This window comes from Blautia sp. aa_0143 (assembly GCF_004167315.1).
GTDB lineage: Bacteria > Bacillota > Clostridia > Lachnospirales > Lachnospiraceae > Blautia_A > Blautia_A fusiformis.
Genome location: NZ_RCXU01000002.1, coordinates 20,826 through 47,474 on the forward strand (window position 1 = coordinate 20,826; position 26,649 = coordinate 47,474).

At 41.0% G+C, this 26,649-nt stretch carries 29 protein-coding genes and 5 pseudogenes; 30 read left to right on the forward strand and 4 right to left on the reverse strand.

Annotated elements, in window-relative coordinates; all coding sequences use genetic code 11:
- Position 1: 1 nt before the first annotated feature.
- Positions 2 to 352 carry a DUF2500 domain-containing protein gene (locus tag EAI83_RS01010; RefSeq protein ID WP_015524998.1) on the forward strand — a complete coding sequence of 117 codons (351 nt, stop codon included), beginning with the start codon at positions 2 to 4 and terminating at the stop codon, positions 350 to 352.
- A complete protein-coding gene (galT, locus tag EAI83_RS01015; RefSeq protein ID WP_015524999.1) occupies positions 346 to 1,836 on the forward strand; it encodes a UDP-glucose--hexose-1-phosphate uridylyltransferase in 1,491 nt (496 codons plus the stop codon). The genes EAI83_RS01010 and galT overlap by 7 nt, the downstream gene beginning before the upstream one ends.
- Before the next feature lie 109 nt (positions 1,837 to 1,945).
- Here the strand turns inward: galT and EAI83_RS01020 are convergent, their stop codons facing one another.
- A complete protein-coding gene (locus EAI83_RS01020; RefSeq protein WP_044961941.1) occupies positions 1,946 to 2,359 on the reverse strand; it encodes a hypothetical protein in 414 nt (137 codons plus the stop codon).
- A gap of 531 nt (positions 2,360 to 2,890) precedes the next feature.
- Between EAI83_RS01020 and EAI83_RS01025 the strand changes: the two genes are divergently transcribed.
- The 24 genes and pseudogenes from EAI83_RS01025 (at position 2,891) to EAI83_RS01140 (ending at position 20,802) form a co-directional block, all read left to right on the forward strand.
- The gene (locus EAI83_RS01025; RefSeq protein WP_021652238.1) at positions 2,891 to 4,339 is read left to right on the forward strand and encodes a L,D-transpeptidase family protein; all 1,449 of its coding nucleotides are present in this window, start codon (positions 2,891 to 2,893) and stop codon (positions 4,337 to 4,339) included.
- 97 nt (positions 4,340 to 4,436) lie between these two features.
- A complete protein-coding gene (locus tag EAI83_RS01030) occupies positions 4,437 to 4,616 on the forward strand; it encodes a hypothetical protein (RefSeq protein WP_015525005.1) in 180 nt (59 codons plus the stop codon).
- A gap of 126 nt (positions 4,617 to 4,742) precedes the next feature.
- Positions 4,743 to 5,072 (forward strand): hypothetical protein, encoded by a 330-nt coding sequence (locus tag EAI83_RS01035; protein WP_015525006.1) that lies wholly within the window; start codon positions 4,743 to 4,745, stop codon positions 5,070 to 5,072.
- Positions 5,073 to 5,105: 33 nt separating this feature from the next.
- Entirely contained in the window at positions 5,106 to 6,122 is a 1,017-nt protein-coding gene (locus EAI83_RS01040; RefSeq protein ID WP_110103119.1) for a PDDEXK nuclease domain-containing protein, read from the forward strand.
- 43 nt (positions 6,123 to 6,165) lie between these two features.
- Positions 6,166 to 6,543, forward strand: coding sequence for an SdpI family protein (locus EAI83_RS01045; RefSeq protein WP_015525008.1), 378 nt, complete (start codon positions 6,166 to 6,168; stop codon positions 6,541 to 6,543).
- A gap of 45 nt (positions 6,544 to 6,588) precedes the next feature.
- Positions 6,589 to 7,089 carry a GNAT family N-acetyltransferase gene (locus EAI83_RS01050; protein WP_110103120.1) on the forward strand — a complete coding sequence of 167 codons (501 nt, stop codon included), beginning with the start codon at positions 6,589 to 6,591 and terminating at the stop codon, positions 7,087 to 7,089.
- Positions 7,090 to 7,113: 24 nt separating this feature from the next.
- A complete protein-coding gene (locus tag EAI83_RS01055) occupies positions 7,114 to 7,509 on the forward strand; it encodes a DUF6483 family protein (protein ID WP_015525010.1) in 396 nt (131 codons plus the stop codon).
- A gap of 119 nt (positions 7,510 to 7,628) precedes the next feature.
- Positions 7,629 to 7,742: pseudogene (locus EAI83_RS17980) on the forward strand (helix-turn-helix domain-containing protein); the annotation flags it as partial.
- Positions 7,740 to 8,009, forward strand: a pseudogene (locus tag EAI83_RS01060) (AAA family ATPase); the annotation flags it as partial. The pseudogenes EAI83_RS17980 and EAI83_RS01060, both read left to right, overlap by 3 nt.
- A 273-nt stretch (positions 8,010 to 8,282) precedes the next feature.
- Positions 8,283 to 8,693, forward strand: coding sequence for an IS200/IS605 family transposase (tnpA, locus tag EAI83_RS01065; protein ID WP_192925805.1), 411 nt, complete (start codon positions 8,283 to 8,285; stop codon positions 8,691 to 8,693).
- A gap of 54 nt (positions 8,694 to 8,747) precedes the next feature.
- Positions 8,748 to 10,004, forward strand: a complete 1,257-nt coding sequence (locus tag EAI83_RS01070; protein WP_015525011.1) for an RNA-guided endonuclease InsQ/TnpB family protein — start codon at positions 8,748 to 8,750, stop codon at positions 10,002 to 10,004.
- Positions 10,005 to 10,107: 103 nt separating this feature from the next.
- Entirely contained in the window at positions 10,108 to 10,887 is a 780-nt protein-coding gene (locus EAI83_RS01075) for a CPBP family intramembrane glutamic endopeptidase (RefSeq protein ID WP_242981827.1), read from the forward strand.
- A gap of 170 nt (positions 10,888 to 11,057) precedes the next feature.
- Positions 11,058 to 11,717 carry a response regulator transcription factor gene (locus EAI83_RS01085; protein WP_015525013.1) on the forward strand — a complete coding sequence of 220 codons (660 nt, stop codon included), beginning with the start codon at positions 11,058 to 11,060 and terminating at the stop codon, positions 11,715 to 11,717.
- 2 nt (positions 11,718 to 11,719) lie between these two features.
- Complete coding sequence (locus EAI83_RS01090) at positions 11,720 to 12,979, forward strand: sensor histidine kinase (RefSeq protein WP_129974478.1); 1,260 nt, start codon at positions 11,720 to 11,722, stop codon at positions 12,977 to 12,979.
- A 110-nt stretch (positions 12,980 to 13,089) separates the two neighbouring features.
- Complete coding sequence (locus EAI83_RS01095; protein WP_129974479.1) at positions 13,090 to 14,472, forward strand: DUF6034 family protein; 1,383 nt, start codon at positions 13,090 to 13,092, stop codon at positions 14,470 to 14,472.
- 3 nt (positions 14,473 to 14,475) lie between these two features.
- Positions 14,476 to 14,722, forward strand: a pseudogene (locus EAI83_RS01100) (hypothetical protein); the annotation flags it as partial.
- A 359-nt stretch (positions 14,723 to 15,081) separates the two neighbouring features.
- Positions 15,082 to 15,675, forward strand: coding sequence for a type IV toxin-antitoxin system AbiEi family antitoxin domain-containing protein (locus EAI83_RS01105; RefSeq protein WP_129974481.1), 594 nt, complete (start codon positions 15,082 to 15,084; stop codon positions 15,673 to 15,675).
- Positions 15,676 to 15,942: pseudogene (locus EAI83_RS01110) on the forward strand (nucleotidyl transferase AbiEii/AbiGii toxin family protein); the annotation flags it as partial.
- Between the two features lie 19 nt (positions 15,943 to 15,961).
- Positions 15,962 to 16,654 (forward strand): response regulator transcription factor, encoded by a 693-nt coding sequence (locus tag EAI83_RS01115; protein ID WP_129974483.1) that lies wholly within the window; start codon positions 15,962 to 15,964, stop codon positions 16,652 to 16,654.
- Positions 16,655 to 16,659: 5 nt separating this feature from the next.
- Complete coding sequence (locus EAI83_RS01120; protein ID WP_129974484.1) at positions 16,660 to 17,577, forward strand: sensor histidine kinase; 918 nt, start codon at positions 16,660 to 16,662, stop codon at positions 17,575 to 17,577.
- Positions 17,578 to 17,793: 216 nt separating this feature from the next.
- Complete coding sequence (locus tag EAI83_RS01125) at positions 17,794 to 18,720, forward strand: ABC transporter ATP-binding protein (RefSeq protein ID WP_129974485.1); 927 nt, start codon at positions 17,794 to 17,796, stop codon at positions 18,718 to 18,720.
- Positions 18,713 to 19,507 (forward strand): ABC transporter permease, encoded by a 795-nt coding sequence (locus EAI83_RS01130; RefSeq protein ID WP_129974486.1) that lies wholly within the window; start codon positions 18,713 to 18,715, stop codon positions 19,505 to 19,507. The genes EAI83_RS01125 and EAI83_RS01130 overlap by 8 nt, the downstream gene beginning before the upstream one ends.
- A 12-nt stretch (positions 19,508 to 19,519) precedes the next feature.
- The gene (locus EAI83_RS01135) at positions 19,520 to 20,335 is read left to right on the forward strand and encodes an ABC transporter permease (protein ID WP_129974487.1); all 816 of its coding nucleotides are present in this window, start codon (positions 19,520 to 19,522) and stop codon (positions 20,333 to 20,335) included.
- Between the two features lie 5 nt (positions 20,336 to 20,340).
- On the forward strand, positions 20,341 to 20,802 hold the full coding sequence (locus EAI83_RS01140; RefSeq protein WP_129974488.1) for a hypothetical protein: 462 nt from the start codon (positions 20,341 to 20,343) through the stop codon (positions 20,800 to 20,802).
- A 302-nt stretch (positions 20,803 to 21,104) separates the two neighbouring features.
- Here the strand turns inward: EAI83_RS01140 and EAI83_RS01145 are convergent, their stop codons facing one another.
- A complete protein-coding gene (locus tag EAI83_RS01145) occupies positions 21,105 to 22,526 on the reverse strand; it encodes a sensor histidine kinase (RefSeq protein ID WP_243113432.1) in 1,422 nt (473 codons plus the stop codon).
- Positions 22,527 to 22,530: 4 nt separating this feature from the next.
- A complete protein-coding gene (locus EAI83_RS01150) occupies positions 22,531 to 23,232 on the reverse strand; it encodes a response regulator transcription factor (protein WP_129974489.1) in 702 nt (233 codons plus the stop codon).
- 156 nt (positions 23,233 to 23,388) lie between these two features.
- Between EAI83_RS01150 and EAI83_RS01155 the strand changes: the two genes are divergently transcribed.
- The 4 genes from EAI83_RS01155 to EAI83_RS01170 are packed head-to-tail and all read left to right on the forward strand — an operon-like array spanning position 23,389 to position 25,957.
- Positions 23,389 to 24,153 carry an ABC transporter ATP-binding protein gene (locus tag EAI83_RS01155; RefSeq protein WP_119243647.1) on the forward strand — a complete coding sequence of 255 codons (765 nt, stop codon included), beginning with the start codon at positions 23,389 to 23,391 and terminating at the stop codon, positions 24,151 to 24,153.
- A complete protein-coding gene (locus tag EAI83_RS01160; protein WP_129974490.1) occupies positions 24,150 to 24,875 on the forward strand; it encodes an ABC transporter permease in 726 nt (241 codons plus the stop codon). The genes EAI83_RS01155 and EAI83_RS01160 overlap by 4 nt, the downstream gene beginning before the upstream one ends.
- 16 nt (positions 24,876 to 24,891) lie before the next feature.
- On the forward strand, positions 24,892 to 25,656 hold the full coding sequence (locus EAI83_RS01165) for an ABC transporter permease (RefSeq protein ID WP_129974491.1): 765 nt from the start codon (positions 24,892 to 24,894) through the stop codon (positions 25,654 to 25,656).
- A gap of 4 nt (positions 25,657 to 25,660) precedes the next feature.
- Positions 25,661 to 25,957 carry a hypothetical protein gene (locus EAI83_RS01170; protein WP_021653130.1) on the forward strand — a complete coding sequence of 99 codons (297 nt, stop codon included), beginning with the start codon at positions 25,661 to 25,663 and terminating at the stop codon, positions 25,955 to 25,957.
- 342 nt (positions 25,958 to 26,299) lie between these two features.
- Here EAI83_RS01170 and EAI83_RS01180 read toward each other — a convergent pair.
- A pseudogene (locus tag EAI83_RS01180) lies at positions 26,300 to 26,531 on the reverse strand (DUF6061 family protein).
- Positions 26,532 to 26,649 lie beyond the last annotated feature (118 nt).

A 26,649-nucleotide genomic window follows, 5' to 3' on the forward strand; every position in this document is an offset into this window, starting at 1 on the left:
GATGGCATTTATAATCTGTATAGCAGCACTCATAATCATGATGTTTGTATTTACCAAAATGTTGTTAAGCTTTGGCAATAACAGCAGTGCGGCAGTTGAATCTGTTGATGCGACTGTAGTTGAAAAGAAGCAAGGAATCTATATCCATATGCAGTCTGAAGCACATGTACCTTGGTTTCGTGTTGTGTTTGAGATGACGGATGGAAGTTTGATGGAATTTCAAATACAACAGGGAGATTTTCGTGAACTGGAAAAAGGTGATCGAGGTATGCTGACTTATCAGGGAAATCGGTATATATGCTACCAAAAATATAAATTTAAAAGTGAAGCACAGGAGGAAGAAAAATGTTAAGTGAAAGCATTGCAAAACTGGTACAGTATGGGATTACAACAGGTCTGACACCGGAATGTGAAAGAAACTACACAACAAATCTTCTGCTGGATGTTTTTCATGAAGATGATTATGAAAAACCGGACAACATTGAGGAACCTGTTAATCTTGAAGAAACATTGGACGAATTGCTGGATGAAGCCGTAAAAAGAGGTCTGATTGAGGACAGTATTGTATACCGGGATTTATTTGATACCAGATTGATGAACTGTCTGATGCCACGTCCGGGTCAGGTACAAAAAGAATTCTGGGACAAATATGCAGAAAGCCCGAAGAAAGCTACTGATTATTTTTATAAGCTGAGTCAGGACAGCAATTATATCCGCAGGTATCGTGTAGAGAAGGATCAAAAGTGGAAGGTAGACAGTCCATACGGTGAGATTGATATTACCATCAATTTGTCCAAACCGGAAAAAGATCCAAAAGCAATTGCCGCGGCAAGGAATGTAAAATCCGGAAGTTATCCGAAATGTCTTCTTTGCCCGGAAAATGAAGGATATGCGGGACGTGTTAATCATCCGGCAAGGCAGAACCACAGAATTATTCCGATCACAATCAATGATACTCCTTGGGGATTCCAGTATTCTCCGTATGTGTATTACAATGAGCATTGCATTGTGTTTAACTGCCAGCATACTCCAATGAAAATCGAGAGAAATGCATTCATTAAACTGTTTGATTTTGTAAAACTGTTTCCGCATTATTTCCTTGGATCTAATGCAGACCTGCCGATCGTAGGTGGTTCGATCCTAAGCCATGATCATTTCCAGGGTGGACATTATACATTTGCAATGGCAAAAGCACCAATTGAGCAGCACGTGGTACTTCCGGGATTTGAAGATGTAGAGGCTGGAATTGTAAAATGGCCATTATCTGTGCTTCGTATTCGACATAAAGATTTCAACCGTTTGGTAGATCTGGCAACACATGTGCTGGAAGTATGGAGAGGCTATACCGATGAAAAAGCATTTATTTATGCTGAGACCAATGGAGAACCACATAATACAATTACACCAATTGCACGTAAAGTAGGTGATACCTACGAACTGGATCTGACATTAAGGAACAACATCACAACAGAAGAACATCCGCTGGGAGTGTACCATCCGCATGCAGAATATCATCATATTAAGAAAGAAAATATCGGTCTGATCGAAGTTATGGGACTTGCAGTTCTTCCGGCCAGATTAAAAGGTGAGATGGAACTTTTGGAAGAGTATATTCTCGAAGGCAAAGATATTTCTTCAAATGAACAGATTGAGAAACATGCAGAGTGGGTTAAGAAGTTTCTTCCGAAATATTCGGAAATCACAAAAGAAAACATCCATGGCATTCTTCAGAAAGAGATTGGAATCGTATTTACCCATGTTCTGGAAGATGCAGGAGTATACAAATGTACGACCGAGGGAAGAGAAGCATTCATGCGTTTTCTTGAAACATTATAAAAATTGAAATAAAAGGATTCTTTGGGAAATGGGAGGTAAGTGAAACCTCCCATTTTTTTTTAAGGAAGATGATGAAAATAGAATATTTTTTATAAGGTGTGAAACCTTCCTAGGCTTTTCTTTTAGATGTAAGAAGAAGTAGCAGTGGAACAAAAATAAAGATCCTCCATAGTGCAGGAATGGTGATATTGTTTCGGAATGCAAATGCACTGCCAGAAGAATCTGCCGGTATGTAAATGCGAAGATCTACAGTACAGGATGAACTTTCATCTCGTATATCTAAAGGAAGCTGAGAATGATATACTTTGCCTTCATGGGTGAATTTAACAGGCAGTGCCCAGTAATAATGACGCGGACTACCAAAATTATAAAGATAATATCCGTCTGCTTTGATTAAATTTGGATTTTCATGGTAAAGAAAATAGTTTTTATTGGCATAAAAGAATGTCCCGCCCATTAATAGAAGCCAGATCAGCACCAGTGCAGCTTTATTCAAAAAAGGACTATCAAATACTCTTTTCAAAAAATCACCTCCTGTTAGATAAGGACATTTTATCAAATGAACCAGGAAAATTCGATAGAAAGAAAAAATTTATTATTATGAGAACCGATTTGCTTGTATCTGCATCTGATTAGTGTAAAACAAACACGTGTATAATCCGGCCGGACAGAAGGAGAAAACAGAGAAGCGATTTTGTATAGAAGAAAATAAGTGAGATCTGATTAGGTGCTGTCGTGAATCAGTCAAGGATGAAAAATCCCTGACCGGTCATGGCAGCCCTTTTTTTCCTGTTTTCAGGGTTCTGTTCACAGAGAAAAAGGAAAGTGTCTGAAAGTACCCCAAAAGTGCTAAATGTGAGATAAATGATGATGCGGTGTTCCTATCCGTAAAAGAGCAGGGGAAAAATGTTTTGTAGAAATCAGCTTACTGTTTGTAAAAGAAAATGTTTTTTCCAGCAGCCTTGGTTATTTTTTATTAAATCGGAGATATTAAAATCAGACGATTTAAAAAGTTTGTCTGAATGCTGTTTATCGTTAAAAACAGGGGGCATGGATGGGAAAAAGAAAAGAGATAACCGGTAAGGATAATGGAAAGCAAAAAATGTGGATAATGATCACTGTCATCATAGTGTTCTTTGCTATGGCTGGCTATGCAGGAATGTCTTATTACTATTCAGACAGATTTTTTCGGGGAACAACGATCAATGGAATTAACTGTTCTGGAAAAACATCGGAAGAGGCAGAACAGGCGGTTGCTAAAAAAGCAGAGGATTATCTGCTGGAAGTAAAGGCAAGAAATCTGAAATCACAGAGTATCAATGGAAAATTGATCGGATATCGTTATGTTTCGGATGGCAGTATTTCCCAATATCTGGATGAACAAAAACCATATAAATGGGTTCGGGGATTTTGGAAAAAGCAAAATTATACAGCCAAGGAAAACATGACCTATGATAAAGTGAAGTTAAAAGAACAGATGGAAAAACTGGAATGTGTAAAAAAAGAGAATCAGACAGCACCAGAAGATGCTTATGTAGCTTATAAAGATTCGAAGTTTGAAATCGTACCGGAAACAGAAGGGAATACCCTGGATTTCAATGGAGCTTATCAGGCACTGTCAGAAGCGATTACTGACAAAAAAAGAACGATTGACCTGAATAGCTGTCCGGCTGTTTATGTAAAAGCGGCAGTAATGAAAGATGATCCAGATCTTAAAAATTCATTGGAAGAATGCCAAAATCTGATCCGGACCAAAATCGTATATATATTTGGAGAAGAAACGGTAACATTGGAGGGGGACGAGATCAGAAACTGGCTCATTTTTGATGAGAGAGGACGGCTGCAAAAAAATGAGGATGAACTGAGACAGTACGTGGCAGAATATGTGGCAAAGCTGGCTGCCACACATGATACCGTAAATACAGAGAGGGAATTTTGTACAACAAGCGGACGTACTGTTCAGGTGTATAGTTCCGTTTATGGATGGAAGATCGATCAGGAAAAGGAAATAGAAACCATTATGCAGGAAATGATTGCAGGAGTACAGATAAACCGGGAACCGGTATACGCTATGCGGGCAAATGCACGGGGTATGAATGATATAGGCAGCACGTATATTGAAGTGGACCTGTCTGCACAGCATTTATATTACTATCAGGATGGTTCGATCATTTTGGAATCGGATATTGTGTCAGGAGATATGCAGTATGCAGAACGGCAGACACCACCGGGAATTTTTCAACTGTATTACAAGAAAAGTCCATCTGTGCTGAAAGGAAAGATGTTGGAAAATGGGAAATATGAATATGAAAGACCAGTAACTTACTGGATGCCTTTTAATGGGGGGATTGGATTTCATGATGCTTCATGGCAGCCATACTTTGGAGGAAATCGTTTCCGAGAAGGTGGTGGATCCCATGGATGCATTAATCTTCCGGCGGACAAAGCGGCAGAACTTTATAATAGGATAGACGAAAGTGTGCCGATTGTCTGTTTTTATTAAAAATGGGCAGGATATATAGTTTTATATAGAGGTTTGTTTATAAAATGGAAGATCTTAATTGGTCTTCTGTTTTTTTATAATTATCAGCAATAGTTTCATGGAAGAAAAGTGTGTATGTTCCATCCAGATATGGAAAGAAGTCTTTGACCATTTTGACCGGCAACCGAAAAAAATCGAGATAAATGAGAACTATTCGATTGATGATGATGCAAAGGAAACCTTGCAGGAGAAAAGCAAGAGGATGCTGGTTACAGAAGCAAGCCAACGGGAAATGTAGCTGAGCGAAGTGACTTGCCTAAGTAAATTGAAATGGAAATATGGCTGATAGTGTGATATGATTTGAATGGCAAAAGATATTTTAAGGAACAGACATATTAGCGTTAAGTTTGCTAAGGAGAATAATATGGAATGGTTTGGAATTGCAGCATTATTGCTGCTACTTTGTTATTCGGCGTATCCGGGAAAAGTAAAGCGTTTGGAAACGAAAGTAAAACGGTTAGAGAAAAAGCAGAGAGGAGTGGCATATATGTCAAAGCTGATTAATGATCTTGTAGGAAAACAGTGTATTATCAGATCAGAGTTCATTTTTAGTTTTGCGGGAAAAACTGAATTATCCTGCAAGATAATAGACGCAGATGATGAATGGATAAAAATTTGTTATACAGAGAAAAAAGATAAGCAGGTAGTTAAGCTGATGCGGATTGAAAATATTGAATCAATAGAAGAACAGTAAGTTCTATTTTGGAAATTCAGAGGAGTAAAGAGCATGGATTATAATTTACAAAAAAATCAAAATGCAGAACAGACTTATCATTCTATTCGTAATTCTATTGTGTCTGCACAACATCGTTTAAGCACAGCGGTAAATTCTGCTATGGTAACAACTTATTGGGAAATTGGAGAACAGATTTTTAAAGCATGTGGAGAAAATGATCGCGCAGAATACGGAAAGAAATTATTGGAATATCTTTCTGAGCAGCTGACCGCAGAGTTCGGAAAAGGTTTTGATAAATCGAATCTTCGTAAGATGAGGCAGTTTTATTGCACTTTTCCAATTCGAGACACACTGTGTCCTGAATTGAGCTGGTCACATTATCGTGTCTTGATGCGTATAAATGATGAACAGGCAAGAAGATTTTATATGGAAGAATGTGCAAAAGCAGCATGGAGTGTTCGTCAACTGGAACGGCAGATCAACACGATGTATTATCAGCGTATTTTAGCAAGCCAGGATAAGATAGCGGTTGCAAATGAAATTCAAATAACAGAGCCAAAACCAGAATATGAGAAAATAGTGAAAGATCCTTATGTTATGGAATTTCTGCAGATTCAGCCTGACACACATGTATATGAAGGAGATTTGGAACAGGCATTGATTGATCATCTTCAACATTTCCTTTTGGAACTTGGAAGAGGATTTTCATTTGTAGCACGCCAGAAAAGATTTACATTGGATGGACAGGACTTTTTTATTGATCTGGTATTTTACAACTATATTTTAAAATGTTTCGTTCTCATTGACTTGAAAATGGGTAAACTGACCCATCAGGATCTAGGACAAATGCAGATGTATGTGAATTACTATACTCGTGAAATGATGAATGAAGGAGACACGCAGCCTATTGGAATTGTACTTTGTGCAGATAAGGGAGATTCTATTGTAAAATATACGCTTCCTGAAGATAATCACCAGATATTTGCATCGAAATATTTCACCTATCTGCCGTCAGAGGAAGAATTGAAACGTGAATTAAATTTGAAAGAATTTTACAAAAAAGAATAAAAACGAAAATACAAAGCGGAAGTTATAGTAAAGGAGATTCACAATGAAGTTTTGGATTTTTATGTTGATTATGGATTTGCTTCTTCCATTTACGATGATTGGTTTTGGAAGATATTTTATGAAAAAGGCTCCAAAGGAAATAAATTCAGTATTTGGATATCGAACTTCGATGTCTATGAAGAATAAAGACACATGGGAATTTGCTCATAAATATTGTGGTAAAGTCTGGTATGTCTGTGGAATGGTTATGTTGCCGATAACAGTAATATTCATGCTTTTAGTAATTGGAAAAAATGAAGATTGTGTTGGGAGTATGGGAGGAATTATTTGTGGTGTTCAACTTATTCCTTTAATTGGGTCTATTCTCCCAACAGAAATAGCATTAAAAAAGAATTTTGATAAGAATGGAACAAGACGATAAAGTTTGCAGAATCAAGAAAATCGGAATTTATAGGAGAACATAGATATGAATATAGAATTAAGAAAGTGGTCGGTTGAAGATAAAGAAGTATTAATAAAAATGTGTAATTCAATTGATAGAAGTTTTTTATCTGATAGATTACCTAATCCATATACAAATGCATCTGCTGAGTGGTGGTTAACCATGGTAAAAGACAACGAAGGTAAAAAAGGTGTCTTTCGAGAGATTGTTGTTGATGGTAAAATTGTAGGAACGATATCTGTTGAACAGAAGGACGATGTGTATCGCAAGGATTCTGAAATTGGTTATTATTTATTGCAGGAAGTATATTCAAAAGGCATTATGAGTGAAGCAGTAAGACAGATTTGTGAAATTGCATTTGAAACATTAGACATTATCCGTATTACAGGGCTTGTATATGAAGCAAATATCGCATCAAGAAAAGTGTTAGAAAGAAATGGCTTTTTACTTGAAGGAAAAATGGAAAAAGCAGTTATTAAGAATAACAATATTTTTGATTTATGTATTTATGGGAAAGTAAGATAAATTTAGAATTTGAGGAGGTGGAAAATGTATTTCACGGATGAGAAAGATTACATTATGCGAATGATAAAAGAAATGGTGAGAATATTATTCTCTTTAATATATGGGAAAAAGTATGTTTCTGTTGAGCTTGAAAAAGAAAACAAATATGAAGTGTCAGGGAAAAATTTGAAAAGTTTTCTTGATATGATTGATTCAGGGCAAATTAACGAAGCAGAGAATATACTTTTAGATAACATTGATTATGCAAATAATGATGAAGTGATGGCGGCAGCTCTTTTCTATCAATACCTTAGTGAGAAAGATAGTGAGTTTTTGATTAACAACAATTATACAAAAGAAGAAGTGCTTTCTGGCTTTAAGCAATTACTTGTGCAGTCAGGATATAATAATTTGTTATATATGATTAAGGATGATGAGTAATGCAGAAAATCCAGTTTGTAGAATTCAAAAATTTAATATGAAATATGAGATAGAGCGTATGGAAATAATCTATACGTTCTATTTTTTTTTGCCTTTTTGAAAAAAGTGATTAAAAAACTATTGACATTTTGTTACCGGAAGAACTAGCCAATCAGTTGGGCGTATCCAGACAGGCAGTATCTAAGTGGGAAAGTGCAGGAGCTGTTCCAGATTTGCAAAGAATTTTACAGATGTATCTTTTTGACGAACCGGAAGCTGCATTATCCCCACAGAGACAGCTTACATTGTTGATGCAAATATATAGTTGTGCAAAAGAGGGAGCACAGTTTATTATAGTTACGCATTCGCCAATTTTGTTAGGAATACCTGATGCAGATATCTATTGTTTTGATGATGGACGAATACATTTATGCGAATATGAAGAAACAGAGAGCTATCGGGTAACAGAAATGTTCATAAATAACAGGCAGATGCTGTTGGATAAATTGCTAACAGATTAGACAAGAAAGGAATCGACGGATTCAAGTTTGTGAAATTAAGAAAATCAGGATTGTAGAGGAAAATATTACATGAAGAAATTAGGACAATAAGCGGGAATCCTCGGCAATTCAATTACCGAGATGAAAGCGCAGGAGTGTGCATGGCTGCACATTGAAATAATCTGATAATATAATAATCTCCCTTGATATTAATGCCATAACTGGCATATAATCAATCGAAAATATGTTTGATTTTTTGTTGCGTATTTCCGCTCATCATGTTATACTATATGTATGAAAGAAAATCTAATACATTACAGGACTTGTGTATGTAATATCAACTACCATATGGTGTGGTCGGTGAAATACCGGCGGAAGATATTAAACCCAGAAATTGAGGAATACCTTCAGGAACTGGTGCAGCAGATTGCTGAGGATAAGGGGTTTACCGTTCATCTATTCGAATGTGGTGAAGGTGACCATGTCCATTGCTTTGTATCAGCTCCGCCAAAGCTGTCCATAACAGCAATTGTCAAGTATCTGAAGGGGATCACCGGCAGAAAACTGTTCGAACGTTTTCCGGAAATAAGAAACCAGCTATGGAAGGGAGAGCTGTGGAATCATTCCTATTATGTGGAAACAATCGGATCTGTATCTGAGGAAAATATCCGCCGTTATATTGAACATCAGAGCAAGTCGTATTGATTTAAGACGGACTGTGAATAGCGGTCCGCATAACTGTCTGAAGGGGGAAGAGGAATGCTGCTGTCACACAGAACATCTGTAAAAATCCGGCCGGAATATTCCAATATCATAGGGCATATGTGTTATGCAGCATCCAAACTCTGGAATATCTGTAACTACGAACGTCACCATTATAAAGAACTGGGACTGGAAAAGTATCCTGACTGGTATTACCAGAAAAAAGCACATAAAGGAAATCTGTGGTATAAACAGCTTCCGTCACAGACAGCACAGGAGACCTGCAAGCAGCTGGACAAAGCATGGAGATCCTTTTATGTCCTTAAAAAGACCGGAGGGATCAAAGATCCAAATCCACCTCATTTTAAACAGGGAAATATACCGGTCACATACATGCAGATGGGGCTCCGGCATGAGAAAGGTTCGGACCAGCTGCGGCTGTCTCTGCCAAAGGATCTGAAAAGCTACATGGAAGAAACATATGGGATCCATGAAAAATTTCTATATCTTGAAAATAAGATTTTCAGGGACATGGATCATATAAAACAGCTGCGAATCTATCCACCGGAAAACGGAAAATGCGACCTTATTGTTATCTATGAGATTGAAGAACCAGAGCAGCTCTCTCAGAATGAACATTATTTATCTGTTGATCTGGGACTTCATAATCTGATGACCTGTTATGATTCCGAAAATGGCAGGACTTTTATCCTTGGAAGAAAATATCTTTCATTGGAAAGGTATTTTAATAAAGAAATCGCCAGAGTGCAGTCAGTATGGTATGCGCAGCAATCGGAAAGAGGAATAAAATATCCAAAATCATCGAAACATATCCGGAGATTTTACAGGAAAAAGCAGAATGCAGTAAAGGATTATCTTCACAAAGTGACCAGATGGATTGCAGAATACTGCAGAAAAGAAGATATCCGCTGTGTGGTTGTGGGAGACATGCGAAATATCCGCAAAGAAAAAGATATGGGGCATAAGACCAACCAGAAGCTTCACAGCCTGCCGTATAATAAGCTGTATATCATGCTGGAATATAAGCTGAAACTGTATGGGATTCCATTGATAAAACAAGAGGAAAGCTATACCAGCCAGTGCAGCCCATTATCACCGGAAGTATCAAAAAGATATGCAGAAGCATCAAACCGAAAAGAACGGGGCATGTATATAACTGATGGAGTAAGATACAATGCAGATGCAGTAGGAGCATTTAATATCCTGCGGAAATATCTTTCCGTATCCGGAAAGCAGAAAGAACTGTCCGTAACCGGACTAAAAAATCCAGAAATAATAAAAGTAGCTGCATAGCCGAAAGGCAAGCAGTATTGGTGTCATGGACGCACCCTGAAAAAAGGCAGTATCCCGCCAGATTTCAGATGCTCTGATAACTCAGTTGCCGAGTAGTTCACTATTGGTATCATTAAAAACGTTTGCCTTTTTTGTAGGCTGGGCTATATGTGTTTCAATTTTGCCTATACCAGATACAAAAAGTGCGGCAGTCTGGAGATTTTGGGCAGAATTGATTCCATTATTGTCAGTTATTGGTTTTACAATTATTTTCTGGTTAATAGATAAAAGAAACATACGATTATATCTGACTGGAAAACCTGTTTATAATATCGTACTTGGGTGTATCACAGGAGCTATTTGGTTAGGAGTATCTGTTGTGATATTATCTTTAACAGGGGTCATACATATTGATGGCAGAAACCAAATTTCTATGCTTTGGTTATGGTTATTTTCAGCTTTTATCAATAGCGTTATGCAGGAAGTGTTAGTTCGTGGTTACTTGTATCAGATGATAAAAAATAATTACAACATCGTTGTCGCTGTCCTTATATCTACCGGATTATTTACATTTGCACATGGTGGGGCTTTTGAGGCAGGAATACTTCCTGTACTAAACGTTATAACGATGAGTCTTTTCGTGACAGCAGTTTTGGAATATACGGAATCCTTAGTTGCTCCGATTGTAATCCATTTTTTATGGAATGGAGTTGGTGCAATTATTTTGGGTGGAGTATCATTAGCAGAAGATTATCCGCATTTGTTCAACATGGTAATTAGTGGAAATTCAATTTTGTCGGGTGGCAGCTGTAAAATTGAAGGTAGCATAGTTGTACTGTTTATGAACTTGATTTTAATGTTAGGATTCGTAATGGCAAAAAAGAAAAGAGACAAAAATCTATAATTTCAGTTTTATTGTACTTTTCTAATTCGAGACACACTGTGCCCTGAATTGAGCTGGTCACATTATCGTGCCCTGATGCGTATAAATGATGAGAAAGCAAGATCAAATGCAATGTAGACTTGGGATATAAAAAACTATACTATAGAAAAACGTTAGAGGTGGCAGCGGGAATGAAAAATAAAATTTTGGTGATAGAAGATGACCGTGCAATTTCAGAATTGCTGTGCATGAACCTGGAGGCAGCAGGGTATGAGACTGTGGCAGCGTATGATGGGGAAGAAGCCCAGAGGCTGCTCTTATGGCAGGAGGACGCGGACCTGGCAGTGGTGGATATCATGCTGCCGGGAAAAGACGGATTTGCACTGATGGAGGATTTCAAAAAGAAGGAGCTTCCGGTGCTCTACCTGACTGCAAAGGATGATGTGGCTTCCAAGGTAAAGGGGCTGAAACTGGGTGCAGAAGATTATATGGTAAAACCTTTTGAGATGCTGGAACTTCTGGTACGCATTGAGAAGGTGCTGGAGAGGACGGGACGGGCCAAGAAAGTCTTAACGGTCCGGAACATCCTGGTGGACATGCAAAGCCATCAGGTCTACAAAGACGGGCTTCCGGTAAGCCTAAAGCCAATGGAATATGACCTCTTTGTGCTGCTCCTGCAAAATAAGAACATTGCGCTTGGAAGGGAAGAACTGTTAAAACGGGTCTGGGGAGAAAACTACCTGGGAGAAAGCAGGACGGTGGATGTCCATATCGGACAGCTCAGAAAAAAGCTGGAACTTTATGATGAGATCAGGACGATCCCGAAACTTGGATACCGTCTGGAGGAATAAGGATGAAGCTGTGGAAACGAACGGTACTTCTTATGCTGGTAACGCTATTATGTGCCCTGATTCCAGTGGGAACGCTAAGTCTTTATATCACAGGAAAACGAAGCCTCAATAATGCTGCAGAGACCTACGGAAGACAGCTGGAAAATGGTAAGATACTCCTGGAACAATTTTGGGATAACAGCAAATATGAGCAGATGTCCGAGACTGGAAAGAAGGCCTATATGGGATTTCAATTTCAACGATGCTGTGGGGAAGGCATGGCCCTGATCGACCGAAAAAGCAATGCCGTCATTGAAAACCTGACAGATTATAAAGTGGTGGGGCTCGAAAACTTAGGCTTAAAGGATGAAGGAGATCCGTATGCCTACAAGATACAGAAACTGGGACAGAAATACCTCCTTCTCCAGCTGGAACCATTATCCAGACCGGAAGGATACGAAGTCCTCTCTGTCCGGGAAGTCACAGGGCTTTTTGCAGAGCTGAGACAGACCGCTGTCTGGTTTTTGGGAATTTATCTGGCTGTGTTCCTGATCGCCGGCCTTTTTATTTATATGATGATGCGAAGAACTGTGGAACAGATGGAGAAGTTACAGGAAGTGGCAGAGAAACAGGAGCTACTCATGGGGGCACTTTCCCATGAAATGCGTACCCCGTTAACGTCCATTATCGGGTATTCGGATACCCTGCGCCATGTAAAGCTGAAAGATGAACAGAAAGACCGGGCACTGGAACATATCAACCGGGAGGGAAAGCGCCTGGAGGCTCTTTCTGGGAAGATGCTACAGATGCTGGGGCTTTATCAGAACCATGCCATACAGATGGAAATGACCATGGCAGGTGACCTTTTAAACCATGTCATAGACATGGAAAAAGAACAGGCAGAAAAGAAAGCGGTGCACCTCAAGATGGAATGTGAAGCCTTTTCCATGAAAATGGATCCGGCCTTGATGGAAAGCCTTCTGATAAACCTGATCGACAATGCCCTAAAGGCTACGGATGCCGGTGGAAGCATTTGGGTAAAGGCTTATGAGAAAGCTGGAAAAAAGATCTTTGAGGTGTCGGATACCGGAATGGGGATCCCGGAGGAAGAACTGGGAAAGATCACAGATGCATTCTATATGGTGGACAAATCACGAAGCCGAAAAGAAGGCGGATCCGGACTTGGGCTGGCACTCTGTGTGAAGGTGGCTGAAATCCATGGCGGATGCTTGAAAATCGAAAGCAGACAGAGAGAGGGGACCACGGTAAGAGCCATCTTCTGATTTACAATTTGTTTACATCTTGATGAATACATCGGCAAAGCAATATGGTACTCTTTTCTCATAAGAAGAGGGTACCTTTTTTAATACCGAAAGGAAAGGATGGAAAAAGGATGAAGAAAATAAAAATGTTTATGGGAGCCGTTCTGTGTATGAATCTTTTGACATTATCCGGATGTGACCGTATTGTCCAGTCTGCTGTTGTGGAAGAAAAGGATCAGACAGAACAGAAAAAAGAAGAGAAAAAGGAGACAGTTCAGAAAATCGTTGCCGAACAGGTTCAGGCACCGGAAACATACCAGACAACAATCCAAGCAGATCTAAGATCAGCGGACCGGGAGGATAAAGAAACCCCGATGAATTTTACCCTGACAGCGGATGCACCGGTAAAAGTCCCGGATGTAGATGCAATCTGTTTAAAAAAAGTAAAAAGGGTGGCGATTCCTGAAGAAGAACAGAATAAAATAAAAGACACATTCGGAAAAGGACAGCCCATGCAGGAAGAGAAGAATGAGAACGAACAGGCGGGGACATATACAGTAGATGGACTGACCTATCGGTATTCTTATACACAGAGTGAGCAGGTATCGGATGTGGAGGAACTCGGATTTGGGATAGCGAAGTTTATCTTTGACGATTGTGGAGACATGACCCTGGAATCGAGTGAGAAAAAAGAAAGGGAAGAACGCTTTCAAAATTATATAAAGGCAGGAAGCGAGAAAGTATCTGAAAAGGAAGCAAAGGAGAAGGTTTCAGGTCTTGTGTCCGGAAACTGGGAGATATTTGAAAGTTCCTCAAAAGCACTTACTGAAGGAAGCACTACCTTGGAAAAAGATGATTTCATTTTTGAACGGATGATAGACGGGGTTCCGGTTAATTATGTGAGGGAAACCTCTCTGCCTGTTAATGAGCAGGCTCTTGAATGGGAAAACGAAGATGGAACACTTCATGAAGGACAGTCTGAAGGATGGGAAAATGAAGTACTGACGATGGACTTTTGCAGTGGGACACTTCAGAGTTTTCTGCACCGAAATCCCATAGAAGCATCGAATGCTTCCGATGAAAGGCTGTTCCTACTTCCTTTTGATGAGGTCAAGGATATCTTTGAAAAAACGATCACTTTGCAGGTCATGACAGAAGACAAGAATCGGCTGATCTCTGTCGATGGAGGAAGCCACTACCGTTATCCGTCCATTGATGCACAGAGTGCGGAGATAACCATAACAAAGGTACAGCTGGGTTATATGTGCATGCCAGACAGTGAAGGCAGCGATACCGAAGCAGTCCTGATCCCGGTGTGGGATTTTTATGGAACCTGGACATCCAAAGAGCCAGAGTATGAGTACGGAAATGGGGAGGATGGACCGGTCATAGGAGACGTGACGATGGATGATGCAGGTGTTCCACTCCTTACGATCGATGCACGGGATGGAAGCGTAATACAAAGGATTCAGGCTGGATGGGCGGCTTCTATGGGTTCCAAGGATATAAAATAGAGTGTGAATGAAAATGGTGATGAGAACCGTGTCCTTAATAAGAAAGAAACCATGCTGGCATCACAGAAGCAGGATGCAATGAAAGTAGCATTTAAAGACTGGATTTTTAAAGACCAGCAGAGACGAGAGAGGCTGGTAAAAGTGTACAATGAACGATTTAACAGCATCCGCCCCCGTGAATATGGATGGCAGTCATTTAACTTTCCCAGGAATGAATCCGGAAATAGAGCTTCGTCCGCATCAGAAGCATTAGATTGCCAACCCGGAGATATTCTGGAATATGTAAAAAATGATAATGATTTGAAATGATATTTTCTATATTTCAAATGGATTGAAAAGGACTTAGATTTGATAATTTATCATAAGTCCTTTTTTCATACGCATAAATCAATCACTCCTTTCTGGGTATGAAAAAAGCAGTCAATCGTATAGACTAACCGCTTTTCTCCCTTAAGATGATTACATATTTGCAATCGCAAGTAAACTTAAAAAAATAACAATAAAAACCGTTCCAATAGTAGTAAGAACATTTATAATTTTAACTGCTATTACTTATATTTACTTTCATGCTAATGTGTATTATCATATTAGCATGAAAGGAGAGAATATATGACTCAATTTGAAAAATTAGATTTGTTATTGCGTGAATGTGGAGGGACAATTCAGACATTTCAAGTCCTAAATAATGGAATTAGCAAGTCTGTGTTTTATGCCTATGTGAAGGAACGAGGATTAGAGCAAGCTTCTCATGGTGTGTATGTATCACCTGATACGTGGACAGATGCGATGTTTCTTTTGCATTTGCGTTGTGGTCAAGCTGTATTTTCTCACGAAACTGCATTGTTTTTTCATGATTTAACGGACAGAGAGCCTTTGAAATACACCATAACAGTAAGAACTGGATATAATCCAAGCCGTTTGCAGGAAGACGGTTTTCAAGTGTATACAGTAAAAAAGGATTTACATGAAATAGGGATCACAACTATGCTGACATCATTTGGACATTCAGTTCCGGTTTATGATATGGAGAGAACGATTTGCGATCTGCTTCGCAGCAGGAAAAATATTGAAATGCAGGTCTTCCAAGATGCATTAAAGCAATATGCAAAATGTAAGGATAAAAACTTGCGGATGCTTATGAAATACGCAGCTATGTTTCATGTTGAAAACATACTTAGACCATATTTGGAGGTGTTACTTTAGATGATAACAACGGCAAGACAATTAAAGGATTTAATTCGTAATATGTCAAAGAAAAAATCCGCAGATGCACAGATTTTGAAGCGGAATTATATGATGGAACGTTTTTTAGAACGAATTTCTTTATCAGAGTATAAAAACCAGTTTATATTAAAAGGTGGAATGCTAGTGGCGGCAATGGTTGGTCTGGATGCCAGAGCTACTATGGATCCAGATGCTACCATAAAAGGCACTAATGTTAGTGTGGAGGATGTAGAAATGATTATATCCCAAAGGAAGGAGTTGCATCATGAATAGGATTTTGATTATAGATGATGACAAAGCACTGTGTGAATTGATTAAACGTAGCGTACAAGCAGAAAACATAGAAGCTGATTTTTGTAATACCGGAAAAGAGGGTTTACAAAAATTAAAAGAGCAGGAATACCAGCTTGTAGTGCTGGATGTGATGATGCCCGGAATGGATGGTTTTGAAACGCTGGAAGAAATTCGCAAGGAGTACAGCTTACCGATTTTGATGTTTACATCTAAAAATGACAGCATTTCTAAAGTACGGGGCTTACGAGCCGGGGCGGACGATTATCTGACAAAACCGTTTGATATGGACGAACTGATTGCCCGTATTGCGTCTCTTATACGCCGCTACACTCGCTTTAATCAGCAAGCCGGAGCCATACAAAAGCTAAATTTTAACGGACTGCAGATTGACCTTGAAAATCGTTCTGTTACTACATCAAACGGCACTTTTGAACTGCCCCCAAAGGAATTTGATTTACTCCTGTACTGTGCAAAACATCAAGGGAAAATTTTGACAAAACAGCAGATTTATGAGGAAGTATGGGGCGAAGAATATTTCTATGATGACAGTAACATTATGGCGATTATCAGTCGGCTTCGTAAAAAATTAGAAGTCAATTCTTCAAGCCCAAAGTATATACAAACGGTCAAAGGGATTGGATATCGGTTTAATAAGGAGGTGTAGCCAGCATGGAAATCATCGTATTCTTATCCGTTGTGATTGTTGTTGTGGCTGTATTGACTTCCATCGTTCTCGTTCGGCGTGTAAAAAAACAAATAGCAGAAATGACCGATGTGCTGGTTGATGTGAAAAACGGAAATGGCAACCGGCGTATTCTATCTGCAACAAATGAACTGACAGCACCTCTTGCTTATGAAATCAACGAGATCGTTGTGGCCTATGAAAGCAGACTTTCAACTGTACGGCAGACGGAAGAAACCAACCGCCAGCTTATGACGAGCCTTTCCCATGATGTGCGAACGCCCCTTACTACTCTGATTGGGTATCTTGACGCTGCACACAAAGGACTGGTCACAGGAAAAGACCGGGATGATTATATTGAAACCGCCCGCCGGAAAGCCCATGATCTGAAAGAATATATTGATGTACTCTTTGACTGGTTCAAGTTAAATTCTAACGAGTTTGCTTTGGAGATCCAGATCGTTGAAGCTGCAGAGCTGACAAGAAATATCCTAATCGACTGGATACCGATTTTTGAAGATAAGCAGGTCGATTATGACATTGATATTCCCGAACAGCCTATCCGGGTAAGATTGGATATGGACAGCTATATGAGGATCATCAATAATCTCATTCAAAATGTAATCGCTCACAGCCATGCAGACAAAATCAAAATTGCCCTGTCAAAGAAGGAAAATAACATGGAGCTGCTGCTTGCGGATAATGGAGTGGGAATTGAGAAGGAAGATTTGAAACACATTTTTGAACGGCTCTATAAGTGTGACAAAGGACGGTCTGACAAAGGCAGCGGTCTTGGTCTTTCTATTGTCCATCAGCTTGTAGAAAAGATGGGTGGGAGCATAACAGTTGAAAGTGTACCGGGAAAAGGAACGGAATTTACTTTGCTTTTTCCTTTGGAAATTTAAGCGGGTTCCCGTCTTTATGGCGGGAGCCTTACTTATTTTCAGAAGTCTTTTAGAAAATGGCATGGGAACCTTCTCAATCCCCAAACGGATTGAGAAGTAGCGGAATAGGATTTGCATTGCAATTCATTCCTTAATTGCAAGGTTAATGCAAGGTTGCGACAAGGTTAATGCAAGGTTGGCATGATAGAATACCTTACAGAACAGGAGGTTTTGAATATGGATACAAATTATATCATTGAAACAAAAAATCTGACGAAGCAATACGGCTCACAAAAGAGTGTGGCTGACTTAAATATCCATGTGAAGCGTGGGAAAATTTACGGTCTGCTGGGCAGAAACGGAGCCGGAAAAACCACTACCATGAAAATACTGTTGGGCTTAACGAAGCCGACTTCCGGGGAGGTCAAAATCTGGGGAAAGTCTTTGCAAGGGAATGAAAAGAAGTTGCTCCCCCGCATTGGCAGTCTAATTGAGTCCCCCGGCTTTTATCCGAATTTGACCGCAACGGAAAATCTGCGTATTTTTGCTACTCTGCGGGGAGTGCCGAACAGCCATGCAATCAAGGACGCTCTGGATTTGGTCGGGCTTCCTTACAAGGATAAAAAGCTGTTTTCGCAATACTCTCTTGGTATGAAGCAGCGGTTGGCGATTGCCCTTGCAGTCATGCACGACCCGGAACTTTTAATTTTAGACGAGCCTATCAATGGACTTGACCCTATCGGTATCGCAGAAGTACGTTCCTTTATTCGTGAGCTTTGTGACGCGCGAGGGAAAACAATTTTAATTTCAAGTCATATCCTTTCAGAAATTTCTCTATTGGCTGATGATATTGGAATTATCAACCGCGGAGCATTACTGGAAGAAGAAAGCCTTGCGGAACTGGAAGCAAAAAGCAGCAAGCATATTCGCTTTACCGTTTCCGATACCGCACAGGCGGCAAGACTTTTGGAACGTACTTTCCATGAAAACAATTTTTCTATACAGGACGACCATAATTTACGCTTACATAATCTTGATTTACCTGTCGAAAAAATTGTAACCGCTTTTGTAGAAAACGGATTGGAGGTATCAGAAGCCCATACCTGTGAAGAAAGCCTTGAAGATTACTTCAAGCGGGTGACTGGAGGCGAGGGAATTGCTTAAACTAATCAAATGCGAATTTTTGAAATTGAAACGGAAGCCATTGATATTTATTTCCCTACTGATTTCTGTTTTCATGCCATTGGCTTATGCTTTCTTTCTGGCAGATGTAAACACTGATGTGGATGCTGTAAATGGAGTGATGTCCAGCCTATTCCAACTTAGTGCATATTTGTTTTTGATGCCACTTCTTGTGATACTGGCTTCGAATCTGTTGTTTGAGGAACTCGATAATGACACACTGAAAAACCTTGTTACCATACCGGTAAATAGAACCAAGCTAATGCTGTCCAAAATGCTGGTTTTACTGTTGTTTGCCGTTGGCTTTATGGCAGTTGGAGGATTGGTAAACCTTGCGGTTTTGTTGTTTCAGGGTTGGGAGCCGGTTGGTTTTTTGACCTTGTTTGGCGTTGGGATTGAAGAAGGGTTGATTATGTGGGTTGGCGCACTTCCCTGCATTCTGCTCGTTATTCTTCTTAATAAAAACTATATCGTGTCTGTTGTGATTACCTTTTTCTATACGATTGCGAATTATATCCTTTCCATGAACGATATGTTTCTTACACAGCCTTTTGGTTTGAACATAGGAACCCTGTTCCCGGGACCGCTGGCCTTCCGCTGGACATTTCAATTTTATGACCAAAGCCAGACCAGTGCGGAGTTGGCAGATTTGTTGGAACGGGTCAGTCCGTATTTTCTGAATAGTGTTCAGGTATTTGGTGTGATTATTGTAGAAGCCATTGTATTTCTTGCGCTGATTGCATTTGTTTACCGGCGTCAGGAAATCTAAGGGGGTGTGACTATGTGGAACTTATTAAAATCGGAATTATTGAAACTGCGCCGGTGCCAAATCCTTTTGGTAGGGTTGGTAGCGCTTGCACTTTGTCCTTTGGTGCAATATGGAAGCCAGTTGATTATGGAGGCGGAGTACCGAAATCCAAACTATGATTTTTCTGCACTATTTGAAAATGTTGTTTGGGGAAACACTCAGATATTCCTTCCAATTTCACTGGTAATGATCGGAGGATGGCTTATAGACAGAGAATCCACTCATGATACACTGAAAAACATCATGACAATTCCTGTTTCTATACCGAAAATGTTGGGAGCTAAGTTACTTTTAGTCGGTATGCTTGCAGTTCTGCTGGGAATATACAGCGTTGGCATTACCTTGATTACTGGTTTGACGGTTGGATTATCGGGATTGACAGCGGAAGTGTTTTTTCATGGAGGTACGCAGATCGTGTTAGCAGCTCTGACGACCTATTTGGTCTGTATGCCGCTGATTCTGATTTTTGGGCAGATCCGAGGGGCATATCTGGGCGGTTCCATTCTGGCGTTCTTCCTTGGATACAGCATGTTGTTTTTCAAAGGTGGTATCTTTGCCAGCATCTATCCTTTCTCTGCTGCGCTGATTTTAGTAGGATTTGACATGAGTGAATATGCTGGAACAACCACATCATCAAATCTTTTGTTGGCGGTTATTGGGGTTGGTATCATGGTTCTTTGGACTGTGCTGTTGTTACTGATGTCCAGTAACAAAAAAGAAATAAAATCCCGTAAACAGACAAATGCCAAGGGAAAAGAAAAGCGTGCTATACGCAGGAAAGGAAGGTGATAGCTGTGAAGAAAATAGTCTTATCATTATGCCTGATGCTATTGGGTGCTTCTGTGCTTTCAGGTTGCACAAAAGATGAAGTTCTCGATCAGTATAACAATATTGTTCAGTCTGCTGGTTCCATAGCGCTTACTGGAAATTCATCCTTACAAGGTACGAAAGAAAAAGGAATTGATGATTATACTGGAAGCTATACAGCCAACTATGAGGATTTTTCAGATACAGAGTATTTGTTCGGCGGAACTTCCATAAAGCGTGAAGCTGGTAAGGATCTGTCTATTGACTGCGCGCTGGAGGTTACGGAGGGAACTGCAAAAGTATTTTGGATTTCTGGAGCTGATGAAGCAGTCACTTTGATTGAAACAACCGGAACTTATAGCGATACAATTACGCTTCCCGATGGTGGAAACTATATAGGGATTGAATGTGAAGATTTCACCGGAAATATAGAAATGAACATCGAATAACATTCTGCCGGACGACGGTAAAAGAAAAAAAGCCGTCGTAAAGCATACAATGTGACACGCCCATTTGGAACGGCGGCTTTGATTTTCAGAGCCGCCCTTTCTTTGCGTTTACACAAACCTATGACGACTTGCAGGGACACGGTAGCCGATTGGAGGTTAATTTACCGTGTCCTGTTTGCTTTTTCAAAGCTCGCATGATCTACATCAGTTAAAAAAGCATTGCTCCTCCCGGGCACGTATAACATTGCATCGGCATTATCGTTCCGTGTAATTCAGTACAATAATGGCTGTTCTTGGTGCCATTATTTCGGAGATACTCCAATTGTCTGCCGCTGCCGTTCCCCACCTCTGTTCGGTTCACCCGTTAACCACGGGAATATTAAAGTAGCTTCACACCCTTTCGGGAAAACATTAGTAAGTTTGAAATTGCCGTTATGAGCTATGGCGACTTGTTGGACAATCAGCAATCCAAGCCCATGTCTTAAATCAAGCCGTTCATCTGTGCTTTCCATATAATGCGGTTTTTCTTCCAGCTCTTGCAGCTTTTCAGCAGACAGACCCGTTCCGTTATCCGTAACCGCCAAGATAAGATGGTTTTGCGATGCTGTAAGCGAAAGGCAGACTTCACAGCCCTGTGGGTTGTGTTTCATGCTGTTCTGGACAAGGTTGTTTACAGCCCGCGAAATCAATCTGGCATCACATTCCAACACAGCATTTTCGGCGTCAGGAGTGATTTTAATTCCGATGTTGTAGCTATCGGAAATTCCTGCATTCAACAGGTCTGCTATATAGGATCGCAGTAGTTTGGATAAGCGAACCATCTCTTTATGAAGCGGCTGCATCTCATATTCCAACTGCGATACTAAATTCAAATCCTGCACCAGCTCTTTGATTTTTACACTTTGCTTCCGTACTATTTCCGCCTGTTCACGGATGCTCTTGCTGGCAGCTTTACTTTCTGCAATACGGCCCGCATACCCCATAATCATAGAGAGAGGTGTGCGGATGTCATGGGAAACGCCGCTGATCCAGTTCGCCCGCGCTTCATTTTGCCTATTCAAAATGGAAGAAGCTTTGTTTACACTGCTTGCAATTTCCGATAGTTCTCCGCTGATATGAAGTGAAACTGGCTTTCCGTCTGCCAAAGTTTCCACAGCGGACACAATCGGTTCGGTATTGTGAATGATTCTGCGTTTGGAAAAGTAATAGGCTGAAAAGAGGCACAGCAAATCCAAGCCAAGCATCCCCAGCACAAAGATGGGGAGTCGTTGAAGTGCTGCAATGGAATAGTAATTGCTGGTGAGTTTTGTGTAGCTGTCTGTGGGATAGCCCAGCACCAACAACCCATCATCGGTGTTCCAAATAAAAACCGGGTAATCCTCAATATACCCTTTTGAAAATAGTGCGACATCTTGAATTGTGTAATTTTTCGGCACATTGTCCGGCAAATCAACCGACCAATAACATTGACCATCTGTGTTCAAGTAGATCGCCCAAATATGATTCTGTCGGAGCATTTGCACCGCCTCATCCGATAATTGTTCCGGCGTAGCGGCGGTAGCAGTCATTTCCAACATGGCTTGCGGGGATGAATCGCCATAATCCTCGGTCACAATCTTTTGAAAAGTCAGACCGAATACTACTGCATTAAGAAAAAGCAATATCAGAATAAAGGCAACGAACGACACAAGATATTTAGATATATAACTTCCGAATGATTTCATGACATCACTTCCTTGCTATCAGCTTATAGCCTAATCCTTTAATGGTTATTAGGGACACGGGTTTTGATGGATCGGTTTCAATCTTTTCCCGGACGCGCCGGACATGAGCATTGAGGCTGTTTTCGTAGCCAAAAGGATTATCCCCCCAGAGGGCTTCACAAAGCGCATCTACGGTAACAATCTTTCCAGCATTACGGGCGAGCGTTTCAAGTAAAGTATGTTCTTTGGCTGTCAGGGAAATAATATCGCTGCCCTTATGGACTTCGGCCCGACTGAAATCAATCGTACATCCATCCAAAACAAGCAGCGGTGAATCCTCTTTGTAGGTTCGCCGCAGTACCGCATAGATACGCAGTAACAGTTCCTGCGGCATAAAGGGCTTAGAAATGTAGTCATCTGCACCAAGCCCCAATCCCGATAATTTGTCTGCTGCTTCGTCCTTTGCTGTTAAGAAAATGATCGGCACATTGGTAAAAGTGCGGAAATGCTGCATCAGAGAAAAGCCATCCCCATCCGGCAGCATGACGTCCAAAACAATTAAATCGGGAGTTTCCTCTTTTGCGGTCAAAATAGCTTCTTTGACCGTCATTGCGGTAAGGACAGTTTCAAATCCTGCATCTTTCAATATATCTGAAACCATTTTCAATAGTTCCTGTTCATCATCTACCAACAGGAGCCTTTTAGTATGTAAAAAGGAATTATCCATAGCAGTTTCTCCAATCTGATTTTATTTGTTTCTATTATATCATGGGCTGTCCATTCTGCGTTCTTGTTCCTTGAAAAGTAAGGTAAAAGTAAGGACGGGAGAATGTAGATGTCAGGTTGAAGTTGTACCATAGAAGCATCGAAAGGAGATGTTTCTATGGACTATATCATTACAACGGAACATTTGACCAAGAAATATAAGAACTTCACTTCGGTCAATCATGTTTCGCTTCATATTCGCAAGGGCAGCATTTATGGTTTTCTTGGCCCGAACGGGGCAGGCAAATCCACTACCATGAAAATGCTGTTGGGGTTGACCGCTCCCACAAAAGGCAGCTTTACCATTGATGGGAAACAGTTTCCGCAGGATCGGATTGCCATTCTCAAAGAGATCGGCTCTTTCATCGAAGCGCCGTCTTTCTACGCAAATCTCACCGGGCGGGAAAATCTTGACATTATCCGCCGTATTTTGGGACTGCCGAAAGCTGATGTGGAAGATGCTCTGGAACTGGTAGGGCTGACCGAGTTTGGCGACCGGCTGGCAAAACAGTATTCGCTGGGAATGAAGCAACGCTTGGGCCTTGCCGGGGCACTCTTGGGGCGTCCGCCGATTCTGATTCTGGACGAACCCACAAACGGTCTTGACCCGTCTGGTATCCACGAAATCCGCAATCTGGTAAAATCCTTGCCCAGCCTTTACGACTGCACGGTGCTGATCTCGTCCCATATGCTGTCTGAAATCGAATTGATTGCAGATGACATTGGGATTCTCAACCACGGGCGGCTGCTGTTTGAGGGAAGCATGAATGATCTGCGTCAATACGCCCTGCAATCCGGCTTCGCTGCGGACAATCTGGAAGATGTGTTCCTTTCTATGGTTGAGAAAGATAACATGGACAGAAAGCAGAGGGCAAAATTATGAAAACGCTGGCAATCGAACTTCGGAAAGAAAAGCGAACCGGCGTGATTCCCGTGCTGCTGGCCGTTGGTGTCTTGGGATCCGCCTACGCATTTGTCAATTTCATTGTGCGGAAAGACACACTTCTGAATCTGCCGCTGGCCCCGATGGATGTCTTGTTGACCCAGCTCTACGGCATGATTATGGTGCTGAATCTGTTCGGTATCGTGGTTGCTACCTGCATGATCTACAACATGGAATTTAAGGGAAGTGCCGTAAAGAAGATGTATATGCTTCCCGTCAGCGTCCCGGCCATGTATCTGTGCAAATTTCTGATTCTGACGGTCATGTTTTTGGTTGCAATCGTGCTGCAAAACCTGGCACTTGCACAGATTGGAATGACGGACTTGCCGGACGGAGCATTTGAGATGGGTACGCTGGTACGCTTTGCCGGATACTCTTTTCTCACATCCATGCCGGTACTGTCGTTTATGCTGTTGATTTCCTCGCGCTTTGAAAATATGTGGGGGCCGCTTGGAATTGGTGTTGCCGGTTTTCTGAGTGGTATGGCCCTTGCAAATTCGGGGCTGACGCTTTTGCTGGTGCATCCTTTTGTGATTATTTTGAAACCAGCAGTAGCCATGAGCGCCCAGCCTGATTCGACGGTTGCCCTTGTCGCTTTGGTGGAAACACTGTTGTTCCTTGCTGTGGGCTTGTGGCTGGCGAAGTACAGACGCTACGAGTAAGGAGGGATAATAAGAAATGAGCTTTTTGGATTTACTCAAAATCGAGTTTATGAAAGTAAAACGCTCCAAAATCGTACCCCTGATTTTCATTGCACCTTTATTGGTGGTGGTTTCCGGGGTTGCGTATTTGAGTAACTACTTTACACCGGAATACACCAATGCGTGGGCTGCCATGTTTATTCAAAGTGCGCTTGTTTACGCCTACTATCTGCTTCCATTCAGCATGATCGTGGTTTGCGTGATGATCGCAGGACGAGAAACAGGAAATAACGGGATTCTGAAAATGCTGGCGCTGCCGGTCAGCCGCTGCGCATTATCCATTGCCCAATTCTGTGTGCTTACCTTTTATCTGTTTATGGAGATGGTGGTGTTTCTTGTCGTATTTGTAATCGCTGGGTTGATTGCGACACAGACAATGGGAGTAACAGAAACCCTGCCAATCCTATATCTTCTGAAATGGTGCTTGGGGCTGTTTCTGACTATGCTGCCGTGCATTGCGGCTATGTGGGTCATCACTGTGTTGTTTGAAAAGCCGCTTCTTTCTGTGGGATTAAATCTGCTGCTTGTGATTCCCGGTGTATTGGTTGCGAATACGCCGCTGTGGATCGCTTACCCGTATTGTTACAGCGGTTATCTCGTTTCCTGCTCTCTCCATGACTTTACAGCAGAAACTTCCGACGCCGCTTTTTCGGTATTTCCGTTCCTGCCGTGCGCGATTGTAGTGTTTGGCCTGTTTTTCGCGCTGGCTGTCACCCAATTTGGGAAAAAAGAAATGAGGTAAAACTATGGAAAAGAAAAAACTTCAATCAGTTAGTATCGCTGCGCTCATTGTGAGCATACTACCGCTGGCGGCTCTTGTCCCATCGCTTCTGCACCTTTCGCTGTCGGACGGAGTCCGAACCGCTTGGGCCGGAGCCAATATCGTTTTTGTTCTGCTGGGCCTGATTCTTTCGGTGGTATGTGTGCGGAGCAGGGAAAGCCGCAGCGTTATCAATATCGTATCTACGGCAATCAGCGCGTTTTGGGCGTTGCTGATGGTGGGAATTGTTGCGCTTGCCATGTTCCTTACTTTCGTTCAGTGAGGAAACGGTTATGCGTAGAGTTGGGAAATTTATTGGATGCTGCCTGATCGCGGTTTCTTTGCTGGTTTGTACTGCCTGCTCCGTCTCGATAGGTTAGAGCAAAAAGCCAAACTGTACTATGGTAACTATTGCTGCAAAACGGATTTTGATTTAATCCGAAAAATTAAAGCCATAGTCAGTAACTAACTACAGACACCATCTGCTGGACGACGGCAAAAGAAAAAAGCCGTCGTAGAGCAGACAATTTGACACGCCCTTTCTTTGCGTTTACACAAACCAATGATGAATTTTCCGGAAATATTGTAGCTAATAGTGATTTAAACTGTTGTATTTGTTTAAAAATCAAAAAATTTCTAATGAATCTTCTGCATCTATCCACATTTGCAAATTTTCATCAAGATATAATCTTGCATATTCCAGTGGTTCATCAATAGCAAGTGCATCTAATACACAGTCTGATCCAGGCGTGATTTTTAAGTCCTTCTCAGCTTCCCAACAATCAATGCGGAGCATATAACCAGTAAACATCAATGCTGTTTCTGTGTGGATTGCATTCTGCAAATATCGTTCTCATCGTATAGCATCTCCTTATCATTCAATCAATCATCAGTTACAAAAATTAGAAGCATTTCAATCAGTTCACCATGTCACTTTCATTTTGTGTTATAATGTGTTATCAGATTTTTTTGCCC

Excerpts from the sequence above, each read along its gene's own strand:
- EAI83_RS01010 (WP_015524998.1), top strand. The coding sequence starts at position 2 with ATGGCATTTATAATCTGTATAGCAGCACTCATAATCATGATGTTTGTA.
- galT (WP_015524999.1), top strand. The coding sequence starts at position 346 with ATGTTAAGTGAAAGCATTGCAAAACTGGTACAGTATGGGATTACAACA.
- EAI83_RS01025 (WP_021652238.1), top strand. The coding sequence starts at position 2,891 with ATGGGAAAAAGAAAAGAGATAACCGGTAAGGATAATGGAAAGCAAAAA.
- EAI83_RS01030 (WP_015525005.1), top strand. The coding sequence starts at position 4,437 with ATGGAAGAAAAGTGTGTATGTTCCATCCAGATATGGAAAGAAGTCTTT.
- EAI83_RS01035 (WP_015525006.1), top strand. The coding sequence starts at position 4,743 with ATGGAATGGTTTGGAATTGCAGCATTATTGCTGCTACTTTGTTATTCG.
- EAI83_RS01040 (WP_110103119.1), top strand. The coding sequence starts at position 5,106 with ATGGATTATAATTTACAAAAAAATCAAAATGCAGAACAGACTTATCAT.
- EAI83_RS01045 (WP_015525008.1), top strand. The coding sequence starts at position 6,166 with ATGAAGTTTTGGATTTTTATGTTGATTATGGATTTGCTTCTTCCATTT.
- EAI83_RS01050 (WP_110103120.1), top strand. The coding sequence starts at position 6,589 with ATGAATATAGAATTAAGAAAGTGGTCGGTTGAAGATAAAGAAGTATTA.
- EAI83_RS01055 (WP_015525010.1), top strand. The coding sequence starts at position 7,114 with ATGTATTTCACGGATGAGAAAGATTACATTATGCGAATGATAAAAGAA.
- tnpA (WP_192925805.1), top strand. The coding sequence starts at position 8,283 with ATGAAAGAAAATCTAATACATTACAGGACTTGTGTATGTAATATCAAC.
- EAI83_RS01070 (WP_015525011.1), top strand. The coding sequence starts at position 8,748 with ATGCTGCTGTCACACAGAACATCTGTAAAAATCCGGCCGGAATATTCC.
- EAI83_RS01085 (WP_015525013.1), top strand. The coding sequence starts at position 11,058 with ATGAAAAATAAAATTTTGGTGATAGAAGATGACCGTGCAATTTCAGAA.
- EAI83_RS01090 (WP_129974478.1), top strand. The coding sequence starts at position 11,720 with ATGAAGCTGTGGAAACGAACGGTACTTCTTATGCTGGTAACGCTATTA.
- EAI83_RS01095 (WP_129974479.1), top strand. The coding sequence starts at position 13,090 with ATGAAGAAAATAAAAATGTTTATGGGAGCCGTTCTGTGTATGAATCTT.
- EAI83_RS01105 (WP_129974481.1), top strand. The coding sequence starts at position 15,082 with ATGACTCAATTTGAAAAATTAGATTTGTTATTGCGTGAATGTGGAGGG.
- EAI83_RS01115 (WP_129974483.1), top strand. The coding sequence starts at position 15,962 with ATGAATAGGATTTTGATTATAGATGATGACAAAGCACTGTGTGAATTG.
- EAI83_RS01120 (WP_129974484.1), top strand. The coding sequence starts at position 16,660 with ATGGAAATCATCGTATTCTTATCCGTTGTGATTGTTGTTGTGGCTGTA.
- EAI83_RS01125 (WP_129974485.1), top strand. The coding sequence starts at position 17,794 with ATGGATACAAATTATATCATTGAAACAAAAAATCTGACGAAGCAATAC.
- EAI83_RS01135 (WP_129974487.1), top strand. The coding sequence starts at position 19,520 with ATGTGGAACTTATTAAAATCGGAATTATTGAAACTGCGCCGGTGCCAA.
- EAI83_RS01145 (WP_243113432.1), bottom strand. The coding sequence starts at position 22,526 with ATGAAATCATTCGGAAGTTATATATCTAAATATCTTGTGTCGTTCGTT.
- EAI83_RS01150 (WP_129974489.1), bottom strand. The coding sequence starts at position 23,232 with ATGGATAATTCCTTTTTACATACTAAAAGGCTCCTGTTGGTAGATGAT.
- EAI83_RS01155 (WP_119243647.1), top strand. The coding sequence starts at position 23,389 with ATGGACTATATCATTACAACGGAACATTTGACCAAGAAATATAAGAAC.
- EAI83_RS01160 (WP_129974490.1), top strand. The coding sequence starts at position 24,150 with ATGAAAACGCTGGCAATCGAACTTCGGAAAGAAAAGCGAACCGGCGTG.
- EAI83_RS01165 (WP_129974491.1), top strand. The coding sequence starts at position 24,892 with ATGAGCTTTTTGGATTTACTCAAAATCGAGTTTATGAAAGTAAAACGC.
- EAI83_RS01170 (WP_021653130.1), top strand. The coding sequence starts at position 25,661 with ATGGAAAAGAAAAAACTTCAATCAGTTAGTATCGCTGCGCTCATTGTG.